The sequence below is a fragment of the Staphylococcus sp. FSL W8-1268 genome (genome assembly GCF_038003965.1).
In the GTDB taxonomy this organism is placed as follows: Bacteria; Bacillota; Bacilli; order Staphylococcales; family Staphylococcaceae; genus Staphylococcus; species Staphylococcus hominis.
This window is the reverse complement of sequence record NZ_JBBOQE010000001.1, coordinates 540,514-562,637: the sequence shown is the minus strand read 5'-3', so window position 1 is coordinate 562,637 and position 22,124 is coordinate 540,514. Positions and strand designations below refer to the sequence as shown.

General features: G+C 30.8%; 23 protein-coding genes. 8 read left to right on the top strand and 15 right to left on the bottom strand.

Features of this window, described 5'->3' with window-relative positions; genetic code table 11:
- Positions 1 to 47 precede the first annotated feature (47 nt).
- The gene (locus NST64_RS02600; RefSeq protein WP_002454979.1) at positions 48 to 578 is read left to right on the top strand and encodes a hypothetical protein; all 531 of its coding nucleotides are present in this window, start codon (positions 48 to 50) and stop codon (positions 576 to 578) included.
- 45 nt (positions 579 to 623) lie between these two features.
- Here the strand turns inward: NST64_RS02600 and NST64_RS02595 are convergent, their stop codons facing one another.
- Positions 624 to 2,225, bottom strand: coding sequence for an alpha-glucoside-specific PTS transporter subunit IIBC (locus NST64_RS02595; protein WP_049417721.1), 1,602 nt, complete (start codon positions 2,223 to 2,225; stop codon positions 624 to 626).
- A 201-nt stretch (positions 2,226 to 2,426) separates the two neighbouring features.
- On the opposite strand from NST64_RS02595, the gene NST64_RS02590 reads away from it, so the two are divergent.
- Entirely contained in the window at positions 2,427 to 3,185 is a 759-nt protein-coding gene (locus NST64_RS02590) for a MurR/RpiR family transcriptional regulator (RefSeq protein WP_002448387.1), read from the top strand.
- Positions 3,186 to 3,245: 60 nt separating this feature from the next.
- Here the strand turns inward: NST64_RS02590 and NST64_RS02585 are convergent, their stop codons facing one another.
- The 6 genes from NST64_RS02585 to hutG form a co-directional block, all read right to left on the bottom strand.
- Positions 3,246 to 3,764: an SRPBCC family protein gene (locus NST64_RS02585; RefSeq protein WP_002448616.1), complete on the bottom strand. Its 519-nt coding sequence runs from the start codon at positions 3,762 to 3,764 to the stop codon at positions 3,246 to 3,248.
- Between the two features lie 121 nt (positions 3,765 to 3,885).
- Positions 3,886 to 5,178 (bottom strand): Na+/H+ antiporter NhaC family protein, encoded by a 1,293-nt coding sequence (locus NST64_RS02580; protein WP_002448544.1) that lies wholly within the window; start codon positions 5,176 to 5,178, stop codon positions 3,886 to 3,888.
- A gap of 96 nt (positions 5,179 to 5,274) precedes the next feature.
- Entirely contained in the window at positions 5,275 to 5,886 is a 612-nt protein-coding gene (locus NST64_RS02575) for a flavin reductase family protein (RefSeq protein ID WP_049417719.1), read from the bottom strand.
- 77 nt (positions 5,887 to 5,963) lie between these two features.
- A complete protein-coding gene (locus NST64_RS02570) occupies positions 5,964 to 6,845 on the bottom strand; it encodes an SDR family oxidoreductase (RefSeq protein ID WP_002488817.1) in 882 nt (293 codons plus the stop codon).
- Positions 6,846 to 6,933: 88 nt separating this feature from the next.
- Positions 6,934 to 8,052: an amidohydrolase gene (locus NST64_RS02565; protein WP_002488744.1), complete on the bottom strand. Its 1,119-nt coding sequence runs from the start codon at positions 8,050 to 8,052 to the stop codon at positions 6,934 to 6,936.
- A gap of 156 nt (positions 8,053 to 8,208) precedes the next feature.
- Positions 8,209 to 9,144, bottom strand: coding sequence for a formimidoylglutamase (gene hutG, locus NST64_RS02560; protein ID WP_002488819.1), 936 nt, complete (start codon positions 9,142 to 9,144; stop codon positions 8,209 to 8,211).
- A 258-nt stretch (positions 9,145 to 9,402) separates the two neighbouring features.
- Here hutG and NST64_RS02555 point away from each other — a divergent pair, with 258 nt between their 5' ends.
- Complete coding sequence (locus tag NST64_RS02555; protein ID WP_002488800.1) at positions 9,403 to 10,464, top strand: CPBP family intramembrane glutamic endopeptidase; 1,062 nt, start codon at positions 9,403 to 9,405, stop codon at positions 10,462 to 10,464.
- Positions 10,465 to 10,497: 33 nt separating this feature from the next.
- On the opposite strand, the gene NST64_RS02550 is transcribed toward NST64_RS02555, so the two are convergent.
- Positions 10,498 to 11,187 carry a ribose 5-phosphate isomerase A gene (locus NST64_RS02550; RefSeq protein ID WP_002448572.1) on the bottom strand — a complete coding sequence of 230 codons (690 nt, stop codon included), beginning with the start codon at positions 11,185 to 11,187 and terminating at the stop codon, positions 10,498 to 10,500.
- A 159-nt stretch (positions 11,188 to 11,346) separates the two neighbouring features.
- Between NST64_RS02550 and NST64_RS02545 the strand changes: the two genes are divergently transcribed.
- Entirely contained in the window at positions 11,347 to 12,003 is a 657-nt protein-coding gene (locus NST64_RS02545; RefSeq protein ID WP_002448618.1) for an MOSC domain-containing protein, read from the top strand.
- A gap of 55 nt (positions 12,004 to 12,058) precedes the next feature.
- Here the strand turns inward: NST64_RS02545 and NST64_RS02540 are convergent, their stop codons facing one another.
- Both NST64_RS02540 and NST64_RS02535 read right to left on the bottom strand, forming a co-directional pair.
- Positions 12,059 to 13,069 carry an aldose epimerase family protein gene (locus tag NST64_RS02540; protein ID WP_002448396.1) on the bottom strand — a complete coding sequence of 337 codons (1,011 nt, stop codon included), beginning with the start codon at positions 13,067 to 13,069 and terminating at the stop codon, positions 12,059 to 12,061.
- 29 nt (positions 13,070 to 13,098) lie between these two features.
- Entirely contained in the window at positions 13,099 to 13,425 is a 327-nt protein-coding gene (locus tag NST64_RS02535) for a YnfA family protein (RefSeq protein WP_049417711.1), read from the bottom strand.
- 294 nt (positions 13,426 to 13,719) lie between these two features.
- Between NST64_RS02535 and NST64_RS02530 the strand changes: the two genes are divergently transcribed.
- The gene (locus NST64_RS02530) at positions 13,720 to 14,328 is read left to right on the top strand and encodes a DNA-3-methyladenine glycosylase (RefSeq protein ID WP_002454970.1); all 609 of its coding nucleotides are present in this window, start codon (positions 13,720 to 13,722) and stop codon (positions 14,326 to 14,328) included.
- 60 nt (positions 14,329 to 14,388) lie between these two features.
- On the opposite strand, the gene fni is transcribed toward NST64_RS02530, so the two are convergent.
- Both fni and corA read right to left on the bottom strand, forming a co-directional pair.
- Entirely contained in the window at positions 14,389 to 15,438 is a 1,050-nt protein-coding gene (gene fni / locus NST64_RS02525; protein ID WP_002448337.1) for a type 2 isopentenyl-diphosphate Delta-isomerase, read from the bottom strand.
- A gap of 34 nt (positions 15,439 to 15,472) precedes the next feature.
- Positions 15,473 to 16,420, bottom strand: a complete 948-nt coding sequence (corA, locus tag NST64_RS02520) for a magnesium/cobalt transporter CorA (RefSeq protein WP_049417709.1) — start codon at positions 16,418 to 16,420, stop codon at positions 15,473 to 15,475.
- A 121-nt stretch (positions 16,421 to 16,541) separates the two neighbouring features.
- Between corA and NST64_RS02515 the strand changes: the two genes are divergently transcribed.
- Both NST64_RS02515 and NST64_RS02510 read left to right on the top strand, forming a co-directional pair.
- On the top strand, positions 16,542 to 17,021 hold the full coding sequence (locus tag NST64_RS02515) for a thioesterase family protein (protein WP_002448563.1): 480 nt from the start codon (positions 16,542 to 16,544) through the stop codon (positions 17,019 to 17,021).
- Entirely contained in the window at positions 17,021 to 17,437 is a 417-nt protein-coding gene (locus NST64_RS02510; protein ID WP_002448421.1) for a hypothetical protein, read from the top strand. Before NST64_RS02515 ends, NST64_RS02510 begins: the two co-directional genes overlap by 1 nt.
- 51 nt (positions 17,438 to 17,488) lie before the next feature.
- Here the strand turns inward: NST64_RS02510 and NST64_RS02505 are convergent, their stop codons facing one another.
- On the bottom strand, positions 17,489 to 18,388 hold the full coding sequence (locus NST64_RS02505; protein ID WP_002488799.1) for an alpha/beta hydrolase fold domain-containing protein: 900 nt from the start codon (positions 18,386 to 18,388) through the stop codon (positions 17,489 to 17,491).
- 192 nt (positions 18,389 to 18,580) lie between these two features.
- Here NST64_RS02505 and NST64_RS02500 point away from each other — a divergent pair, with 192 nt between their 5' ends.
- Positions 18,581 to 19,210, top strand: a complete 630-nt coding sequence (locus NST64_RS02500) for a hypothetical protein (RefSeq protein ID WP_002448359.1) — start codon at positions 18,581 to 18,583, stop codon at positions 19,208 to 19,210.
- Between the two features lie 78 nt (positions 19,211 to 19,288).
- Here NST64_RS02500 and NST64_RS02495 read toward each other — a convergent pair whose 3' ends face one another.
- Positions 19,289 to 21,382 (bottom strand): DHA2 family efflux MFS transporter permease subunit, encoded by a 2,094-nt coding sequence (locus tag NST64_RS02495; RefSeq protein ID WP_049417706.1) that lies wholly within the window; start codon positions 21,380 to 21,382, stop codon positions 19,289 to 19,291.
- A 12-nt stretch (positions 21,383 to 21,394) separates the two neighbouring features.
- Positions 21,395 to 22,042 carry an HlyD family secretion protein gene (locus NST64_RS02490; protein WP_002448529.1) on the bottom strand — a complete coding sequence of 216 codons (648 nt, stop codon included), beginning with the start codon at positions 22,040 to 22,042 and terminating at the stop codon, positions 21,395 to 21,397.
- Positions 22,043 to 22,124: the final 82 nt, after the last annotated feature.

Here is a 22,124-nt window from a genome sequence, read left to right as displayed (position 1 = left end):
ATAATGACATGAAGACTACATATTATTAAGAATTGGGAGGTTCTTGCATGTGGATAGATAAATTTGAAACTTACATTCTAAATATTGTAGGTTTGCAATCAAGATCGACTAAAAGACAATTAATGAAAATTTGCAGAAATGTTCAATTTTGCGAATCATTTCAATACAACATTATTAAATATAACAATACTCCAGCCCTTGAAATTAGCTTACCTAAACAACAATTACCCTATTTCATTAGTTTTTTAAGTTTTTACCAAATTTCTATTTACCAAATTCTCTCTTCTAGAAATACACACATCTTATTAGATTCTGGACAACATTATTCTTCTTCTAAACGCTTTAATTTATGTATAGATGGATTACAAGATGCTTTTATTAAAGATAAAGTTATTGATATAATGACATATTTCTCTAATCAATATGATTTAACTTATACATTAAACAATAATTATGCTAGCGTATGTTGTAAACCAGAAATATTCTCGAAACTCATTCAGTTTATTGCTTGTCGAAATATTGATATTTTATCAGCCACATATAAAACTCGCGCATTACATAATGCACGTATTTCTTAGAGTAGTTAAAGGGTCGAAACAAAATGTTTCGACCCTTTTGGTATCTTATTTTTTATCATTTTCATCAAACACTAAGTGTTCAAATGCTTCTCGTACTTGTGGTACGGTCATTCCTACAACTACTTGTACATTCTTACCACTTTTTACAAGTCCATGTGCCATTTGTTGATGTGTAAAATATGCAGTATCTTCTACTTTTGATTCGTCATTAACAGTTAAGCGTAAACGTGTTGTACAATTTGTCACATCTTTAATATTTTCTTTTCCACCTAAACCTTCTAAATAATAATATGCTTTTTCTTCATATTCATTACTAGGCTTAAAACCTGAAGTGTCTGTACTATCTTCTCCTTTTTTCTCTTTATAATCTTTTTTAGAAAATAGTTTCACTTCTTCTTCAGCACGACGTCCTGGTAATGGAATATCAAATTTTAAAATAAGATATCTAAATACAAAGAAGTAAATTGCTGAAAAAATTAAACCAATAATAACTTGAGCTACATAAGTCATCCAGTGATTTTGTCCAAGTGGAATCCAGTTTGTTGCAATAAAGTCAAGCAGTCCTCCACCCATATTACCAACTACCCCAAAACCATACATGATTGTATCCATTGTTGCAGCTAATAATGCATGAATAACAAATAAGAATGGTGCAATAAATAAAAATGTAAATTCTAATGGTTCTGTAATACCAACTACAACAGCAGTTAATGTAGCAGGTATCAATAATGCAGCTACTTTTTTACGATTTTCTTTAGGTGTTGTAGAATACATTGCTAAAGCAATACCAATTGCGCCAAATACTTTACCATTACCTTGAAGCATGAAACCATAATGGAATTGATCTTTTAATGGTTTGCTACTTTCGGCAAATTGATTTAAATGTCTAAACCATTCTGCTTTTAAACCATCTTTTGCTACAACTGGACCTACTTCAATTGGTGCATAAACAAAATGGTGAAGTCCAGTAGGTATTAATACACGTTCTAAGAAATGGTATAACCATACGCCTATATAACCAGAAGCAATAATGAAGTGTTGTAATGATTCAATTCCGCTTTGAATCGTTGGCCACACTACACATGTAATGGCTGCTACTAGTAACATAACAAAGAATGAAATAGTGACTACAAATGTTAAACCTTGGAAAACACCAAGCATTTCAGGTAATTTCTTACTGTAATATCTATTATGTATCCAAGTTACAATAGCTGAAATAATGATACCACCTAAAATATTAGTATCTAATGTTGGAATACCTGCAATTGCTTTTAAACCTGTAACATTTTCAACACCCTTTTGTAAGTTTGCACCAAACGTATGTGGCCATTGCGTTAAAATGGCATTGATAAATGTATTAAACATTAAGTAACCCATTAAAGCTGCTAATGCTGCGTGACCTGGTGCTTTTTTAGCAAGTGAAATGGGTAACCCTACTACAAATACAATTTCCATGTGATTAAAGATAACCCAACCACCAGATTCAATGACTGACCAAAATTTAAACCAAAATGTGTGACTGTCTGCCAAACCACCCATTATCGTTGGGTTTTTAAATAGTGTTGCAAACCCCAATATAATCCCGAAGAATGCAAACATTAATACTGGAACTATCATTGCGCTCCCAAAACGTTTTATTGCGTTCATATGCTGCCCCCCAAATCTAAATATCATCATTAATCATATGATATTGCACTTTTTTAAGCGCTTTCTTAATATCTTAATTCTATTATAGTAAACGCTTTCATATATACAATGGCATTGACTCATTTTGAAATATTTTTGTATAATCAGTTTATATTTTCTATAGATGAAAAAATTTTCAATATTATAACTTGAGGTGTTTATATGTTATTAGATGAGAGAGTTAATGCTAACTTTGATAAATTAAATGACAATGACCTTCATATAGCTCATTTTGTTAATACACATATAGAACAATGTAAAACTTTAAAAATACAAGAACTATCACAATATACACATGCATCAAACGCAACGATTCATCGTTTCACCCGTAAATTAGGCTTTGATGGCTATAGTGATTTTAAATCTTATTTAAAATTTGAAAGTCAATCTTTACATGAAGTTCCTACCGATTCAATCAAACAATTTAAACAAGAAATTGAAACAACATTTACTTACCTAGAAAGGGTAAATTTTAACCTTATTACTGAAAAAATTGATAAAGCTACCAATGTATACTTATATGGTACTGGACGAGCTCAGAAAAATGTAGCTGAAGAGGCACAACGTATCTTATTAACTATGCATAAAAATGTAATTGTATTGCATGATGAACATGAGATTAAAATGGTACTTAACTACTCTAATGAAGATGACTTATTTTTTGTGATTTCTTTATCTGGAGAAACTCACCAATTAACTGAGATTACTAATTTACTTCAATTGCGCCAACGTTATTTTATTTCTGTTACAACCATGAAAGACAATACATTAGCACAAAAGGCAAATTATAATGTTTACGTTTCTAGTCATACATTTTATTTATACAATGATATAGATTATTCTAGCTTTATTAATTATCATATCTTCTTTGAAACGCTACTAAGAAAATATAATGAGCGAAAAGAAAACGGTGAATTATAATAAATAAAAAGACCTATTAAGTAATAACTTACTCTTACTCAATAGGTCTTTTCATTTTAATTAAAGTAACATATCATTGTCCTCTACATATTGATCTAAAACTTCATTCATTCGATCAAACATTAATTCTAAACCATGTGCAGTAGAATCATGATATTCTTTCTTTTTATGTTTATATTCTAAAGCCGTTAAACGACGTTCTTTTTCTACTATAGATTGATAGTAAAAGAACATTTGCGTACCGCCTGATTCACGCTCTTCAAATTCTACTTCAATAACATCTTGACTATCGCTTAATTCTGGCATTCCAATAGTCATTTTGATATATTCATCGGATACTAATTCTTCATATTTACCTTGAATTACATTTTGTTTACCATTACGAGCATCTACTATACGATATTGTCCACCTTCATGAATATCTGCATCAAATAACTTATTTGTTCGTTGGGAGGTCATAAACCATTGCTTTAATAAGTTTATATCTGTCCAAGCACTATAAACCAATTCTGGAGAATATTTAAATAAACGCTCAATATGAATCTCAACTTGTTCATTTTCTACATTATATTTTGCCACTCATCTCACCTACTTTCACTCTTAGTTATATTTTAACGCATTTATAAATACTACCAAAATTTCAACTATCAGAAATTAAAAAAAATATAAATTTAGATGATTTTAACTTGTTATATATCATTTATTTCGTCTTAAGACGTGGAAATCTAAATACAATTGCTAGAATTCCACAAATGCCTAATAAAATTGAATAAATACAATATGGCATCATACTAAAAGGAGATATTCCAGCGACACCCGCTGCTGCAATAAGTTGAGGGCTATAGGGTAACAGACCTTGAAAACATCCAGCAAAAATATCAAGAAGACTTGCTGATTTACGAGGATCTACTTCATACTCGTCGGCAATATTTTTAGCCAATGGTCCTGACATAATAATTGAAATTGTGTTATTTGCTGTAGCGATATCCGCTACACTCACAAGACTAGCGATACCAAATTCAGCACCACGTTTCGATTTCACTTTCGATTTCACAAAATTAAGCAACCATTCTACACCGCCGTTATGTTGAATAAGACCAACAAGCCCACCAATAAGTAAAGCTATAATTGCAATATCTTCCATTCCAATAATTCCTTTTGATATAGCAGTTAATAAACCTTTCCAATTGAAAGAACCATCAATAAGACCAATGATTCCAGAAAGTATAGTACCACTAATTAAAACTACGATAACATTCACACCAATGACGGCTAAAACAAGCACTAAAATATAAGGAATGACTTTCACTAAGTTATAATCATATTGCTTAGAATGATCAACATGTACACCATTTGTTAAGAAAAATAAAATGATAATTGTTAGAATTGCACCTGGTAAAACAATCCAAAAATTAACTTTAAACTTATCGCTCATTTTTGTTTTTTGAGTACGTACTGCTGCTATTGTGGTATCTGATATCATTGATAAATTATCACCAAACATCGCACCGCCTACTACTGTTCCCATCGCTAACATAGCTGAAATATCAGTTGCCTGAGAAAATCCAAATCCTACAGGTGCAAGTGCTGCGATCGTTCCAACTGAGGTTCCCATAGAGATAGAGACAAACATACAAATTATAAACAATCCTACAATAATAAAATTTTGTGGTATGAGTGATAGTCCTAAATTAACTGTAGACGTAACACCACCCATTTTTTCAGCAGTAGTTGAAAATGCACCTGCTAAGATAAAGATGAAAACCATTAGGACAATATTTGAATGCCCTGCTCCTTGGGTAAATATTTCAATCTTTTTTGAAAATTTTTCTTTTCTATTCATCATTAATGCTACAATCACAGTAATCGTTATCGCAACATTTAAAGGCATATTACTAAAATCTCCAGTAGCGATTCCTATTCCTAAAAATAATGCAATAAATAGCACAAGAGGTAGTAGTGCCCATGCATGCCCTTTATTACCTTCTCCCATATTTAACCTACTTTCATTAATACTAATTGAATTTATATTTAAAGGTACAAGATTCATGTATCATCGTCAATACAATTACATGTAAAATTCATATTATTATGATTCTGGACGTTCAATTGTAAATGTGTCTCCGAGTTTAGAATAATTATTTCCTGCTAAACGTGCTACGGGTTTAAGCTGATTAAAATCAATTTTACTATCCTCAAAATAGACATCTTCATTTATATGATACATAACAACTTCTCCTATAATTAAATCAGCACCATCATTTTTAGTACCTAATTGAATCATTTGATCTAATTTACATTCAAAACGAATATTAGCTTCTTTCACAGCAGGCGTCTGTATAATAGATGAACTGATAAGAGTCAATGATGTGCGTTCTAATTCATTGTCTTCGTATTTTAAAGGTGCAGCCGTCTCATTGATATCTTCAATATTGAATTCATCTGTAATATGCATAACAAATTCTTTTGTTTTTTCAATATTTATAGCAGTATCTTTACGCTTACCATTACTTCTTTGTGCTGCAATTGCTATCATAGGTGGCTTATTATTCACTACATTGAAAAAGCTAAATGGTGCACCGTTTAAATTACCTTTTTCATCTTCCGATGTTACAAACGCAATAGGTCTAGGTATAACTGAACCACTTAATAATTTATAATTTTGAATATCTGATAATTGATTTGGATTAATCCCTTTCATTTTTAATTCTCCTTTATAAAATAAAAAGCGAGAGATTTCTAAAAATCTCTCGCCAGTATACTTAACATTTTACTAAATTAGTCGATTTGAATACCACCAGTAACGCTATGAACTTGACCAGTTAAATAACTACCATCTTCTGAAGCAAATAATACATATGGTCCCACACATTCAACAGGTTGACCTGCACGACCTAGTGGAGTAGCTTGGCCAAATTCTGGTATTGCTGATTGAGGTTGTCCACCACTGATTTGTAAAGGTGACCAAAATGGTCCTGGCGCTACACTATTCACTCTAATACCTTTATCTCCAAATTCTTCAGAAAGACTTTTTGTTAATGAAATAATTGCTGCTTTAGAAGCGGCATAATCATGTAAAATTGCAGCAGGTTTATACCCTTGCACTGAAGATGTCGTTGTAATTGAAGCACCTGGTTTTAAATATTTAGTTGCTGCTTGAGCAGTCCAAAAAATTGGATACACATTTGTTTCAAATGTTTCAGCAAATTGTTCAGTTGTAAATCCATGAATATCATCATGATACTGTTGATGACCTGCAACAAGAGTAATGTTGTCTAAGCCACCTAATTCATTATAAGCTTGTTTTACTAAATCATAGTTAAACTGCTCATTTCTCACATCTCCAGGGATAAGCACTGCTTTTCTTCCAGCTTTTTCGATGACTTTTTTAACTTCTTGTGCATCTTGTTCTTCACTTGGTAAGTAGTTAAGAACTACATCAGCACCTTCTTTAGCATAAGCAATTGCTGCTGCACGTCCAATACCTGAATCGCCACCAGTTACAAGCATTTTATAATCTTGTAAACGACCATGACCTTCATATGATTCTTCACCACAATCTGGTTTAGGTGACATTTTATATTGATAACCTGGTGTTTCTTGTTCTTGTTTTTTATAATCAGAATCTTTAAATTTAGTTCTTGGATCTTGTGCACCCATTAAAATCATCTCCTATTTAATCACTCAATACTGGTTTACCACATTAAATAGTAATTAAATCATAATTCCAAAAATTTTCTAATAAATATTATGCTAATAATTGATAAATCAGTTCTATAAAGTAATCAGGTATTTTTTCTAAAATACGTTCATCTGGATTGTATTTTGGATGATGTAAATCATATTCGCTATTCGATCCAATAAATGCAAATACCCCTGGATGATGCTCTAATAAACCAGAAAAATCTTCTCCAATTGTATACGGATGTTCTAAATCAATTACTGTGTATCCTACTTTTTTTGCCGCTTCTTTAGCATGTTTTGTAAGCTCTACGTCATTAATAACTGCGCCTGGTAAACGTGTATAAATTAATTCAATCTCTATATTAAATAATTGTTCTAATCCTTTAGCAATGTCATGCATACGTTGTTCAATATAATCTTGTACGTCAGGTTTGAATGAACGTACCGTACCTTGAACATAAGCATTATCTGCTATAACATTCCAAGTATTACCTGAAGACACTTCTCCTATTGTAATGACAGCACTATCAAAGGCAGATAAATTACGACTAATAATTGTTTGCAAACTTGTAATTAATTGCCCTAACGCCATTACAGGGTCATTGCCTTGCTCTGGCTTGGCAGCATGAGCTCCTTTGCCATGAATTTTAAATTCAAAACGATCTACAGCAGAAGTAATAGGACCTGATTTAATGGCAAATTCTCCAATATCTAATGTTGGATAATTGTGAAATCCAATAATCGCTTGTACATCATCTAGTGCATTGGTTTTAGCCATGACTTTAGCTCCATATCCAAGTTCTTCGGCTGGCTGAAATAAAAACCTTACTCTTCCATTTAATTGTTCTTCTTCTTCTTTTAACTTGGTAGCAATAGCTAAGATACTAGCCATGTGAATATCATGTCCACAAGCATGCATCACTTCATCATTAGTAGAAGTAAAGTCTTGACTAACTTGCTCCTGAATAGGTAACGCATCAATATCAGTACGAACAGCGATACACTTTTCTCCTTGTCCTATTTCTGCTACTAGACCCGTTTCCATTGGAATGTCAATCATTTTAATATTGTATGAAGTTAATATATCTTTTATACGTTGCGTCGTTTTATATTCGTATTTTGATAACTCAGGATATTGATGAAACATGCGTCTCCATTTTACAACGTCGTTAAAACTTGTCATCAATGTCACTTCCCTTTCTCTAAGTCCAATAAAATGTTGTATAGTCTATAGTATCATAATTATCAAACTTTTCTTATAACTAAATAAGAGTAGATATCCATTACTTAGAATGGTGGACTACTCTTATCTAAAAGTTCACTTCGATTTTTAAAATAACTACTCTATAAAATGGTGAATAAAATTCGCTGCAAGTTGAGCAGTACGATGATCAATATCATAATTTGGATTAACTTCAGCAATACTAATAGAAGACGTTTTTCCACTTAATATGACGCGTTTACCTATATTAAATACAGAATGAGGATTCAATCCGAGTACAGTAGGTTCACTTACTCCAGGCGCAAATGCACTATCGATGGCGTCCATACTAATTGTAAACATAATCGTTTCATGCTGATGAATAAAACGTTCAATTTTATCTTTAATGGTTGGAGACAAATCATTTAAAATTTCATCTGCATATACATAGATAATTCCTTTTTCTTCAGCATATTCATATAAAGAACGTGTATTTCTACCTTGAGATAAACCTAAAACTAAGTAATCAATATTATCATCTTTTTCTAAAATTTGTCTGAACATTGTACCAGAATTAGATTGTACATCAGCACGCGTCTCGAAATGTGAATCGATATTAATAATGCCAATAGAAGCATCAGGATAAATGTGTCTCGTTGCTAGATATTGTGCGTATGCGATATCATGTCCTCCACCAATAAAAAAAGATTGGTGATGCTGTTGAATAACTCGAGCAGCCAAACGCCCCATTTCTTCTTGAACTTCACTTAGAGAACCTTTTGTATATTCTACATTTCCATAATCAACAAGAGATTCACATTCACTTAAATCCGGTAATTGAGCAAAAGCTTTTTTTATTTCGTCTGGTCCTTTTTTAGCACCAATTCTTCCTTCATTCAGTTCTATCCCTTTATCAACGGCATAGCCTAACAAACCTACACCAACTTTATCAAATTGATTTTCTATATTTTCTAAATTATCAAATGTGACGGTCTGAAAATGCTTGAACTGCTTAGGATCATTTTGACTATCTACTCTTCCTTTCCATAGTTTTGGATTGCTTTTACTGTACATAATAATAGATGCCTCCTAATTATTTAAGGTTACCTTAATCATATAACATATTTTATACAATCAATACCCATTTTTATTAAATTATTCACCCTTTAATTTATGATTCAGACATTAAATATTAGTTTCAAAAATTTAAAAATAATTCAATACTATTACATTTTAATGATATTTAAAATGGACAATTTATTTATCCCCTTGTAATATGTATAATATTAAGGAAAGAATATATATATGGTTACCCTAATGGAGGTTACATACATGAAGACGAAACGTATTTCAGGATTTCAATGGGCTTTAACAATTTTTGTATTTTTCGTTGTTACAATGGCATTGTCTTTAATCCTGCGAGACTTTCAAGCATCTATTGGTATTAAACGTTTTGTGTTTAGTATTAATAATTTAGCGCCTTTTATTGCTGCAATAATTTGTATTATTGCATTTAAAAATAAGCGTACTCAACTAGCTGGTTTGAATTTCTCTATTGATATTAGAGTTATTGAACGTATAATACTTGCGTTAATTTTGCCACTCATTATTTTTATTATTGGAATGATGAGTTTCAATAGATTTGCTGATAGTTTTATTTTATTACAAGCCAATGATTTATCAGTATCTGTATTTACAATTATTGTTGGTCATATTTTCATGGCTTTCTTTGCTGAATTTGGATTCCGTTCATATTTACAAAATATTGTTGAAAGTAAAGTCAATACATTTTTTGCTTCAATCATTGTAGGTTTAATGTATTCTATTTGGACTATTAACACAACATATGGAATGCAATATGCAGGTTATCACTTCTTATATACATTTATGTTTTCAATGATTGTCGGTGAATTAATTAGAGCAACTAAAGGTCGTACGATTTATATTGCAATGCTATTCCATGCTGCAATGACATTTGCTCAAGTATTCTTATTTAGCGAAGAAACTGGTGACTTATTCTCTATGAAAGTCATTGCTTTAAGTACTACAATTGTTGGTATTATTTTCATTCTTTTAAGTTTAGTCATTCGCTTTATCTTATATAAAACAACAAACCAATCATTAGATGAAGTAGAACCTAATAATTATTTAGACCATGTAAATGATGACACAGATGATTCAAATAAGACATCTAATAGTGAATTGGACAAAAAAGAAACGTTACATCAATCGTTACAAGAAAATAATGTGACTCATACACAGACTAATGAATCTGAAGTCCAAGACGGTGATCATCATTTAAAATCATCTTCTAAATATGCAGAAGATAGACGCTCATCTGTAGTGGATGATGTAAAAGAAGAAATCAATGATATCAATAAATCTAATAAATAAAAAGAGAGGAACTTAAACATGTTCCTCTCTTTTTTACTTCTTATTAATTACTTTAATTCCTTCTTGAGTGCCAATAATCGCTTGTGTTGTCATATCTAAAAAATAACCTGTTTCTAGCACACCTGTGAGATGAATTAAAAATTCATGTAATTGATAAGGATCTATCTTACTTTTTAATTCACAGTCTAAAATATAATTTCCATTATCTGTAATAAATGGTATATCCTCATTCATTCTTCGTTCGACTGAGATATCATGATATGCTTCAATTTTTTTAGATACAAGTAACCAGTTAAATTTATCAACTTCAATAGGTAATTTGAAGGTTTCACCTAAGTAATTTACCATTTTACTTTCGTCTGCTAAAACGATAAATTTTCTTGCCATTTCATCAATGACTTTCTCTCTGAATAAGGCACCTCCGCCTCCTTTAATAAGGTTTAAATCTGAATCAATTTCATCTGCACCATCAATAGCTAAATTTATATAAGTAATATCATTAATATCAACCACATTAATATTATATTGTTTAGCAAGAAATTCACTTTTATTAGATGTACATACACCTGTAACATTTAAATTATCTTGTTGAATACGCTCTGCAATCTTAGGGATCAATAGTTCAATTGTACTTCCTGTTCCAATTCCAAGAATCATATTATCTTGAATTTGAGCCACTGCATCATCTGTCGTCATTAATTTGAGTTCTTTCGCATCCTTCATCGGTACTATAACTCCTTTTCATATACTCATTTATTATTTTACACTAGCCTTTTTAAAATACCTAGGTCTATTTTACATTCATTTAATTTATCAAAAAAATTTTTATACTTTTTAAAAATATAGTAAAATAACAGATATTATAAAAAAGGAGAGCATAACATGATTCCGGTATATGCTATTTCAACTGGTAAAATTGAAACTTTAAACTATGATCAAAAACGTCCAATGCATTCTGCTTTAAATAAAACAATGTTTTCTGGAAAAATGTGGTTATCTTATACAGGGTTCAGTGAGGATGAACAAGCTTATAAAGACCATGGTGGTCCACACAAAGCTGTTTGTTGTTTTAGTAAGGAAAATTATTCAATGTATAAAAATGATATTAATATACTACCTGATTATGCAATGTTTGGTGAAAATTTAACTCTCGTTGACCTTGATGAAAATGATGTGTATTTTGGAAATCAATATCAATTAGGAGAGGCAATTGTAGAAGTTTCTGAAATACGAGAACCTTGCTGGAAGATTCAAAGAAAGTATGGTATTAAACATTTAGTTAAGCGGATGTCATCCTCCGGTAAAACAGGATTTTATATGCGTGTTTTAAAAGAAGGTTATGTGCAGCAACAAGATCATTTATTACTCCTTAAAACTGCCGAATCTCCTACACGCTTATCTGTTCAAAATTTGAATGATATTTATTATAATGACCGCGAAAATATAGACCGTTTAAATCAAGCCATTAATAATCCTTACTTATCTCCTAAACGTATTGAAAAATTGAAATTATTAAAAGAAAAAGCAATGAATAAATAAAAACATACCTCTATCACTTAATGTCATAGTGGTATGTTTCTGAATAAAAATAAAGTTATTTTTCTGAAATATGATATATTGTCTTCGCATAAAATGGAACATTAGCTTTTAGAATTGATTTAGCTTTATTACCCTCATTATTAATATCATTAGGTAAGTATTGTGTTTCTACCGCTACACCTGAATGAGGTTTATAAATATTAAAATCACTCTTCCATTCTGATGTATCGTTAAAAGTAAAAATCACTATATTAGTCATTGTTGTTTCTACATCTAACGCAAACTCGTTATTTTCAACGATAAGACGATGATGACCAATATCAAATGGATGATCGAGTCCTTTATTAAAATGGATTTGTTCTTTAATTTGTTTATCTTCAGAATTAAAAATATCTTGAAATTGAATAGGACGATGATTAAATCGTTCTAATAAATCAATAGGTTGTTGACTGGAAATAAGATGATTCTGATCAATAGGATACATTTTTAATTGTTCACTTATTATAGAGTGATTATCAATGACATTATTATCTCTATTTAGATTAAAGTACACATGATTTGTAGGATTGAATAATGTATCTTCATTTGATGTTGCTTTATATTCAATCGTCCAGCGATGTTCAACATCATATGTATGTATAACCTTAATCATCATATCTCCAGGATAACCATCCTCTTTTGATTGTATCTGAAGTTTAAATATAACTTTAATATTTGTTATATTATTTTGTATTTCATAATCAAACAATCGTCTATCTAAACCATTACTACCACCGTGAAGTTGATTAGTCATTTCATTTGCTTCTAATTGATAATATTTGTTGTTTAAATTAAAAGAAGCATTTTCAATACGTCCTGCATATCGACCAATAGTAGCTCCAAATTTATATGGATTTTCGGGGTAAAATTCATCCGCTTCTACCTTATTACCTAACACAATATTATTATCATGATATTTCCAACAAACAATTCGTGCTCCATAGTTTGTAAATACAATATACGTATCGTCATTATCTATTTTAATTAAATCTATACCATGATTTTGATTCTCTACTTCAACTATCATTACTTACGTCTCCCTCTCAACACGCTTGATCAGGCTCTATTTGGTAAAATCATTATTAATACGCCAATAATGCATACAACAGCACCTAAGACATCATACTTATCTGGAATTTGTTTATCAAATACAAATGACCATATGATACTCATTATAATAAACGCTCCACCATATGCTGCATAGACACGTCCAAAGGTTGGAAACACTTGAAATGTAGCAATCACACCATATAAGACAAGTACTAGTCCACCAATACATCCTAACCAACTTGATTGCCCTTCCCTTAACCACAACCAAATTAGATAGCCTCCACCAATTTCACAGAGACCTGATAATACAAAAATAAAAATTGAATATATCATTTGTTTATTCACCAACTTTTGAAAAGTTAGTTTCATTGTAGCAAACTGCTTTAAATTTCATCTATTACTTTTAAACTTTGACTTTATCATCAATACTTATTGTTACACTTTTTTAATTAATATTCCATAGGTTTTATATAAATTTAAAAATGTAAACGTTATCTATTAGATGTTTTTTGATTCTCTATCAATGCATTTAATATTTTCTAACTCTATCATTTTCCACTATAATAAAATTATTAAAAAGTTTAAACAAGCATCCAAATGATTCATTTAAAGAAAGAGGTATTTATATTGGACTTTGTAAATAAACCAACAATTGAAACGGCTAAATCTTTATTAGGCGTTAAAATTAGTTATCAAGATCATACACAAACTTATAGTGGCTATATCGTCGAAACAGAAGCTTATTTAGGTTTTAAAGATAAAGCAGCACATGGATTTGGTGGGAAACAAACGCCTAAAGTCACTTCTTTATATGAACGTGGCGGAACCATATATGGCCATGTTATGCATACGCATTTACTTATTAATTTAGTAACACGTGAAGAAGGTATCCCAGAAGGTGTCTTAATACGTGCAGTTGAACCTGATGATGGTATCGAAGGTATGAAAATCAACCGAAATAAATCTGGTTTCGAACTTACAAATGGTCCGGGAAAGTGGACTAAAGCATTTAATATTCCTAGAGCAATAGATGGTTCAACAATTAATCAATGTCGTTTATCTATTGATGTAAAGAATAGAAAATTTCCTAGAGAGATTGAAGAAAGTGCACGTATAGGTATCCCAAATAAAGGTGAATGGACAGAAAAACACTTAAGATATACTGTTAAAGGAAATCCATATGTCTCTAGAATGAGAAAATCCGATTGTCTATTACCAGAAGAAACATGGAAGTAACACCTCATTCAATAAAAAATCGCTTTTGAAAAGGTCGTCCTTCTTCAAAAGCGATTAATATTATCCACGTTCAACTTTTAAATGTCTTTGCTCTATCCAAGACATTAACTTACTATCAAAAACAATTTTACTTTGTTTTAAATCATTAATATCTTTAGCATCTAGCATTGTCATAATAGATTTCATATGGTCTATAAATGATTCTACATATTCAATGGTACTAGTAATACCAGCATGTTCAACTTGATTTAAAAATGGACGTGACATGCCAACAGCTTTTGCACCTAAAGCTAAACTTTTAATTGCATCTAAAGGTGTTCGTAATCCACCACTTGCAAATACATTTAGTTTATTTTGATAACTTATACTTTCAAGTAATGATTCTACAGTCGATTGGCCCCAATTTGAAAGGTAATCCATGTCTTTATTTGAACGACGCTCATTTTCTATTGTGACAAAATTAGTGCCACCTTTTCCACTCACATCTACATACGTTACGCCTATATTTACTAAAGATTGTAGTAATTCTTTACTCATGCCAAATCCTACTTCTTTAATGATAACAGGTACACTTACGCGTTGAACAATTGCTTCCACATTTTCTAACCATGTCGAGAATTCTCTATTCCCTTCTGGCATCACTAATTCTTGTGGTGCATTCACATGTACTTGTAAAGCTTGTGCGTCTAATAATTCAACTGCTTTAACAGCTTTATCTACTGGTACATCTGCCCCTACATTACTAAATATAATGCCTTCAGGGTTTGTTTTACGTACAATGCTGAATGATTCAGCCATCTTAGGATTTCTTAAAGCTGCATGCGTAGATCCTACAGCCATAGCTAAGCCTGTTTCTCTAGCAACGACTGCTAACTTTTCATTAATTGTCTTAGTCCAATCACTTCCACCTGTCATTGCATTAATGTACAAGGGAAATGTCATATCAAAATTTGAAGTATGACTCGTTAAATCCACTTGATTCACATTGATATTTGGAATTGAATGATGTACAAACCTCATACGGTCAAAATCTGATTGAGGGACATCTTGTTGGGCCATTGCAATTTCTACATGTTCATTTTTTCTTTGCTCTCTTTGGATATCTCTCATGTAACAACCTACTTTCTTTAAACTATGTTCTATATTAAAACCACTTTTTCTTTTTAAAAAAGAGAATTAATGCAATTGAAATGAGTAACATTATAGTTAAACAAATAAAATAACCATAGTGCCATTTTAACTCTGGCATATATTCAAAGTTCATTCCATATACGCCTACTATAAATGTTAAAGGAGAAAATATAACTGACACGAGTGTCAATACTTGCATAATACTATTCATTCTAAAAGAAGAATAAGATTCAAAATTTTCTCGAATTTCATTTGTCATTTCTTGAGAGGTTCTAATAATATTATTTTGTTTAATAATATGATCATCAATATGTTGAATATACATTGAATGTTTATAATCTACAATTAAGTTACCTTCAGTCTTAATTGTATTCACAAGTTCTTGCATTGGGAATAATACACGTTTTATTTTTATAAGATTAGAACGTAATTGAAAGACATTATCCATTACTTTTTTACTATGTGTATCATCTACATGCGCGTCTTCAAAGTTGTATACCTCATCTTCAATGGTATAAACAAAATCAAAATATTTATCTACCATCATATCAAGGATATGTATAACGATATCAGCACAATCTAAATCTGGATCATGTTTACGAGCATTCATCTTGACAACTTCCATTAACGATTCAAAATGATGTTGATGATAAGTAATTAATGTTTTTCCGTCTAGAAATACGTTCAATGCTATAGGAGTAAAATTATCTTTATGCATACTATGAAATACCATGTATTGGTAAACATCATAAGATTTATATTTAACTCGTGGTACCCCTTTAATAGCATCTTCTAATTCTAAATAGTTAAAATTATAGTTTTCAATCAAAAAATCATTTTCTTCGGATGTTGCATCTTCAAAATCCAACCACACAATAGTAGCATCATTAGGTACATCACTGCTTTGTTCAACTTGAGTTAGTGGTTCGTCCTTAGTTTGATATCGAATAATCATGGTCATCTTTCTGTTTCCTCCTATTTAACCATACGGTTATCATTCTACCATGAATTAAATATTGTGTATGTGTTATTTTATGTTAGTAAAGTATTTTTATAAAATTTTAAAGAAGGGATAAAATATTATGAACTATCCATTTATTATTCATAAGAGTGTAGTATCTTCTCAAGTCGATTTTAACCAACATATGCATGATGCAGAATATAATTCAGTTTTCAGTGAAGTTATTAGTGAATTTAATCATTATAATGGTTTATCATTAAAAGAAAGAGAAGCGCTTAATTATACAACATTTACAGTCGAAGAACATACAGCATATTTAAAGGAATTACACTTCGAAGAATCGTTTTCAGTTCGTGTTCGTATTTATGATTATGATGAAAAACGTGTTCACTTCTTTTTAGAATTATTTAAAAATGATGAAACTTTAGCTGCAACAAGCGAAATAATGATGATGGGTATTAATCGTTTAACACGCCGCCCTGCTTCTTTCCCCGCACATTATAAATCTAATATCCAAATATACTATGATTCTCAATATGATAAGCGTTGGCCTAAATCATTAGGACATCAAATCGGCATTCCAAAGAAAGGAGAGGCATAATGACAGACACTATTTCTGAAATCTTAGAAAACACACTATTTGATCTTAGTGACACACTTAAAATGCATTTGATTGAATTAAATGAAAACCGTTCATTATTTATGAATGGACCAAGTCAAGAGCTCATTCAACGATCATTTAATATCAGTTTTTACCAAGGACAAAAACAAGCGATAGAAGCATTAGATAGAGAAATTAAAACGACTACGGATGAAAATGATTTAATTGCTAATCTAAAAAGACATTCTCAAGACGTTGAACAACAACTTTTAAATGTAATAGAGTTACATACTACAACTTATGAATCCAAAGAAAACTTAAGCTTGGCACAATCTCTCGATACTTATTATCATTGTAAAGGTCAGCATGATATTATTAGTGAATTATTATTGCAAGTCAATAAATACTCAATATAAAAATATAGGACTAAAGTAAAATCTAATTCGATTCTACTTTAGTCCTTATCATTATTCACGAATTGCCTTATTAATTTGTTTAATTACCTTATGAGATTCATGAATTGGGAATAACGCAAAGTCATGAAACATTTTTGGATACTCAAAAAATTGTATAGATTGGTTATGCGTTTCCAATTCATATGCCAAACGTTGCATATCTGGATAATAAATTTCCTTACCCCCGCCAAACATTATAATTGGTGGTAATCCTTGTTTTATTCCATATATCGGAGAAATTAAAGGATTTGATAATGGTTCTTTATCACTCCACACATTCATTATGTTTTGAAGTCCTTGAATATTCACAAAACGATCTTTTTCAACCAAATCTTCAGTAATTTGAGGATTTGTCATTGTTGCATCAAGCATTGGAGAAATTAAACATAGTTTATATGGTAAAGGTTTGCCATTTTCTACTAATTGTTGTACATAACTCAGTGCAAGTGCTCCACCAGTTCCATCACCCATAATAACAATGTTTTCATTATTAACTTCACTTAATAACGATTCATATACATTATTAATTGCTTTAAATGTATCTTTAAGATGAAACTCTGGTGCTTTAGGATATATCGGTAAAACGACCTCATATAAAGTGTTGAGTGCAAGTTTGTCCATTAATCTCCAATGGAATGGAGAAGGTTGTAATGTGTTGTATCCACCATGAATATACAAAATTTTCTTTTTAGTTTCGTGACGAAAATTAAATCTAAACACTTGCATATCTCCTAAAGATAATTTATCAAGATTTGCTTTCACATTTAAAGTTGGAGGTTGCTTATGTTTCGCTCTATTAATATCTTTTCTACGCTCCATAAACGATTCAAATTCGTCTTTACTCTTAAACTGAATTGAGCGATTATGTAGTAAATATTTATTAACAATTCTATTTACCATACGTGTTTTCATAACATTTTACCTACCTTATAAATTTGTAAAATTAATCAAACTTTATTACAGACAGCTAAAAAAACGATATAATACTATTTATATGATTAAAAATGAGCAATCTAGTTCATATAATTGCCTATTATACATTAAATTCAGTATAAATGAGTCAACTATAGAAAACAAATGAATGACGGCAAAGGAGTAATAATAATGCAAAACCCTAATAGATATCAAACAAACCGCCCCCCATATGCTCGTGTTAACCAACAAGCTTATTATGGTAAAAAGAAAAATTCGTGGATAAGTTTAATTATACATATCATCATTCTTATACTTGTAGGGATTACTTGTTATAGCATGTATAAACAACCTATTCTAAATTTTGTTCTTGCAAATCAAGCGATTGATTTCTCTGAGATTAAAAATTTTCAAAATACAACTACTCAGATTGGACCACTCAATATTAATATTAGTGAAGTCGCTAACTTACAAGGTGTAATCGATAAATTTATTCTAGCCTTTAATATATTTTTCGTTTTATGTATTGGCAGCATGATTATTTCAATTTTAACCATTGTATTTAATAGAACGATTTTAAAAGTGATTAATTTCATCATTATCGCTGTTGCGTTAATGATTGCTTTTTCCTTTAGTTATACAATTCAAATGTTAGGAAAGCAAATCTCTCAGAACTTGCATCACTTTTTCTTAGATTTACCACCAAATCAAATTATTACTGAAGCAGATGCTATTCACAATGCACTGATCTTACTTTCAAGTAGTTTAGCGTTATTATTTATAAGCTTTTTCTTTAGAAATCGTCATCCTAGAATCAAATAGAAATGTAATCTCATTTTATATTTAATAAAATAAAAAAAGGTATTGAACGTTTTATATGTCCAATACCTTTTTTATTTATTAAAATTTATTACTTTCTTTACTCATCAATCTCTCATGTTCAGCTTCAGCACCTTTTTTACCTTTTAAGAATAAACTTAAAATGAATGCTAAGACACTTAATGCTGTAGCAATCCAAAACGCATCATTGATACCTTCAATTGAGGCTAATTTATTTACATAAGTCAAGATAACTTGTAATGCGCCTTGTTGACCTCCATATTGCGCTGCCATTTCACGTACATGATCTTGAATGACTGGATTAGTTTTATCTAATTCAGTTGCAAATGCATTAAGATGATTTGTAGATTGAGTTGTCATTACAGTAACAAGAATTGCAGTACCAATTGAACCAGCTAATTGTCTCATCGTATTTAAGAACGCATTACCATGAGAAATTAAGCGAGGTGGTAAAGCATTGATAGCTGCAGTCATTAACGGCATCATAACAAATGCCATACCTAGCGAACGTATTACATAAATACTCATAATATGAAGATAAGAAGTATCCATATTCAATTTTGTTAATTCATACGTTCCGTAAGTCATCACTGCAATACCGAATAAAGCAAGTGGTTTAAGACCAATAGTATCAAGTAATTTACCAGCCACAGGTCCTAATACACCCATTAATAATGACCCTGGTAATAATAGTAAACCAGAATCTAATGCTGAGAAACCACGTAAATTTTGAAGATATAATGGTAATAAAATCATACCTCCGAATAAACTCATCATTACTACCATGTTTATAACAGTAGTAAGTGTGTATGTTGGTGATTTTAGTACTTCTAAATTAAGCATTGGTACTTTCATTGTTAATTCACGAATAACAAATAAGATAATGAAAACAGCACCAATTATAAACATTATAATGATTTCAGTTGAACCCCATCCTTTATTACCAGCTTCACTAAAGCCATATAATAAAGCACCAAATCCAATTGTACTATATACGATACCACGATAATCTGCTTTGGGATTGATTGTTTTTTGATAAATTTTGAACCATGCTAATCCAAATAAGAAAGCAAGTAATCCTAAGATAAACATCATATAGAACATAACATTCCAATGATAATTTTGGACGATGTAACCAGATAATGTTGGTCCAATCGCTGGAGCAAGAATCATTGCGATACCCATTGTTCCCATTGCCACACCACGTTTTTCAGGTGGGAAAATAGTAACAATTACATTAGATCCTAATGGCATTAATATACCTGCACCAATTGCTTGTAAAACACGTCCTCCCATCATAATTGGGAAGTTAGTTGAAATACCACAAACTAATGAGCCGATTGTAAATAATAAAAGCGCTATTAAAAATAGCTTACGATATGAATACTTATTAAATAAAAACGCACTTATTGGTATTAAAATACCATTTACTAACATGAATCCTGTCATCAACCATTGCCCAGTTGAAGCAGAAATATTGAACTCTGTATTAATTCTAGGTAAAGCTACATTAAGTAATGTTTGGTTTAAAATTGCGATAAACATACCAAACAACATAGCAGCTAAAATTTTACCTCTTGTAATCCCTGCACCGAAGACAAAATCTTGTGTTTGGTCTTTTATACGTTCGTTCACACGTCCTTCTTGGGAATCAGGATTAATAGGTTCATAAATAGAATCTTTGGAAAGATGTTGATTATTAACATCTCTATCATTATGGTTTACTGTATCTTCAGCATGAGCATTGTGTTGTTCATCGTCTGAGTAGTGTAAGGAATATGAAGTTTGCTTTTGCTCAGGATGAATTTGTTCTGAAGATGAATCTTGTTGCTCTTGTTCTTCTTCAAAATGATTTTTTCTTTTATCATTATTGATATCGTTATCTTCCTTATAATGAGATTGATCATTATTAAAGTAACGTTTTTTCTCTTCACTGATCTGAGAAGATGATGCATTCTTTGCATCGTTATTTTGTTCTAAGTCACTCATTTTAAATTTAGATGGATTATTTTGACTCTTAGATTCTTCATTTACTTGTTGTCCCTTTGATTGATTTAACTTAGATTTATTACGTGATTTCAACACGAATAAATTAATTAAACCAACTAAAATGACCGCTGCAACGATATATCCAATAATGAAGGTCACTGTCATTTTATGACCTCCTTAGTCTTTATGGATTTTAACTTCAGCGTTCATTCCAGGAACAACATTTTTAGATGGTTGTGAATCTAAAGAAATTTTCACAGGAATCACTTGTGAAACTTTAGTATAGTTACCGTCACTGTTTGATGATGGCATTAATGAGAAACTATTTGCAGTTGCTTTTCCGATTTCTTTAATTTTACCATCGATTTTAGAATCTTGACCGTCGATTGTTACATCAACTTTATCGCCTTTTTCAATGCTGCTTAAATCATTTTCATCGATATTAGCTGTAATGTATAAATCATCTAAATTATATGCATAAGCAATTGGTGAACCTGCTTGAGCGATAGAGCCTTCCATTCCATCAGTTTTAGCAATTGTACCATCTTGTGGCATTTTAATTTTTTGATCTTGAGTTTGACCATCTTGACCTTGAGCAGTTACTTCTGCCACTGTGTCACCTTTTTTCAATTTATCGCCTTGTTTTGCGTCAAAAGATTTAATTTGTCCAGATGCTGGACTCGCAATTTTAATTTGATTACCGTCAACTTTAGCATTATCAGTGGTTACATAGCTAGTTGCATTATGATAGAAATAAAATCCAACTACTCCGATAATAACTAAAGCAACGATAGTAATGATATTGATTAACACCATTTTCTTCATTGAACTTTCCTCCTATTTGCTTTTAAAAATCACTTTATATATTATAAAGACATATCAATAAAAAAAATACCAACAAAACTTA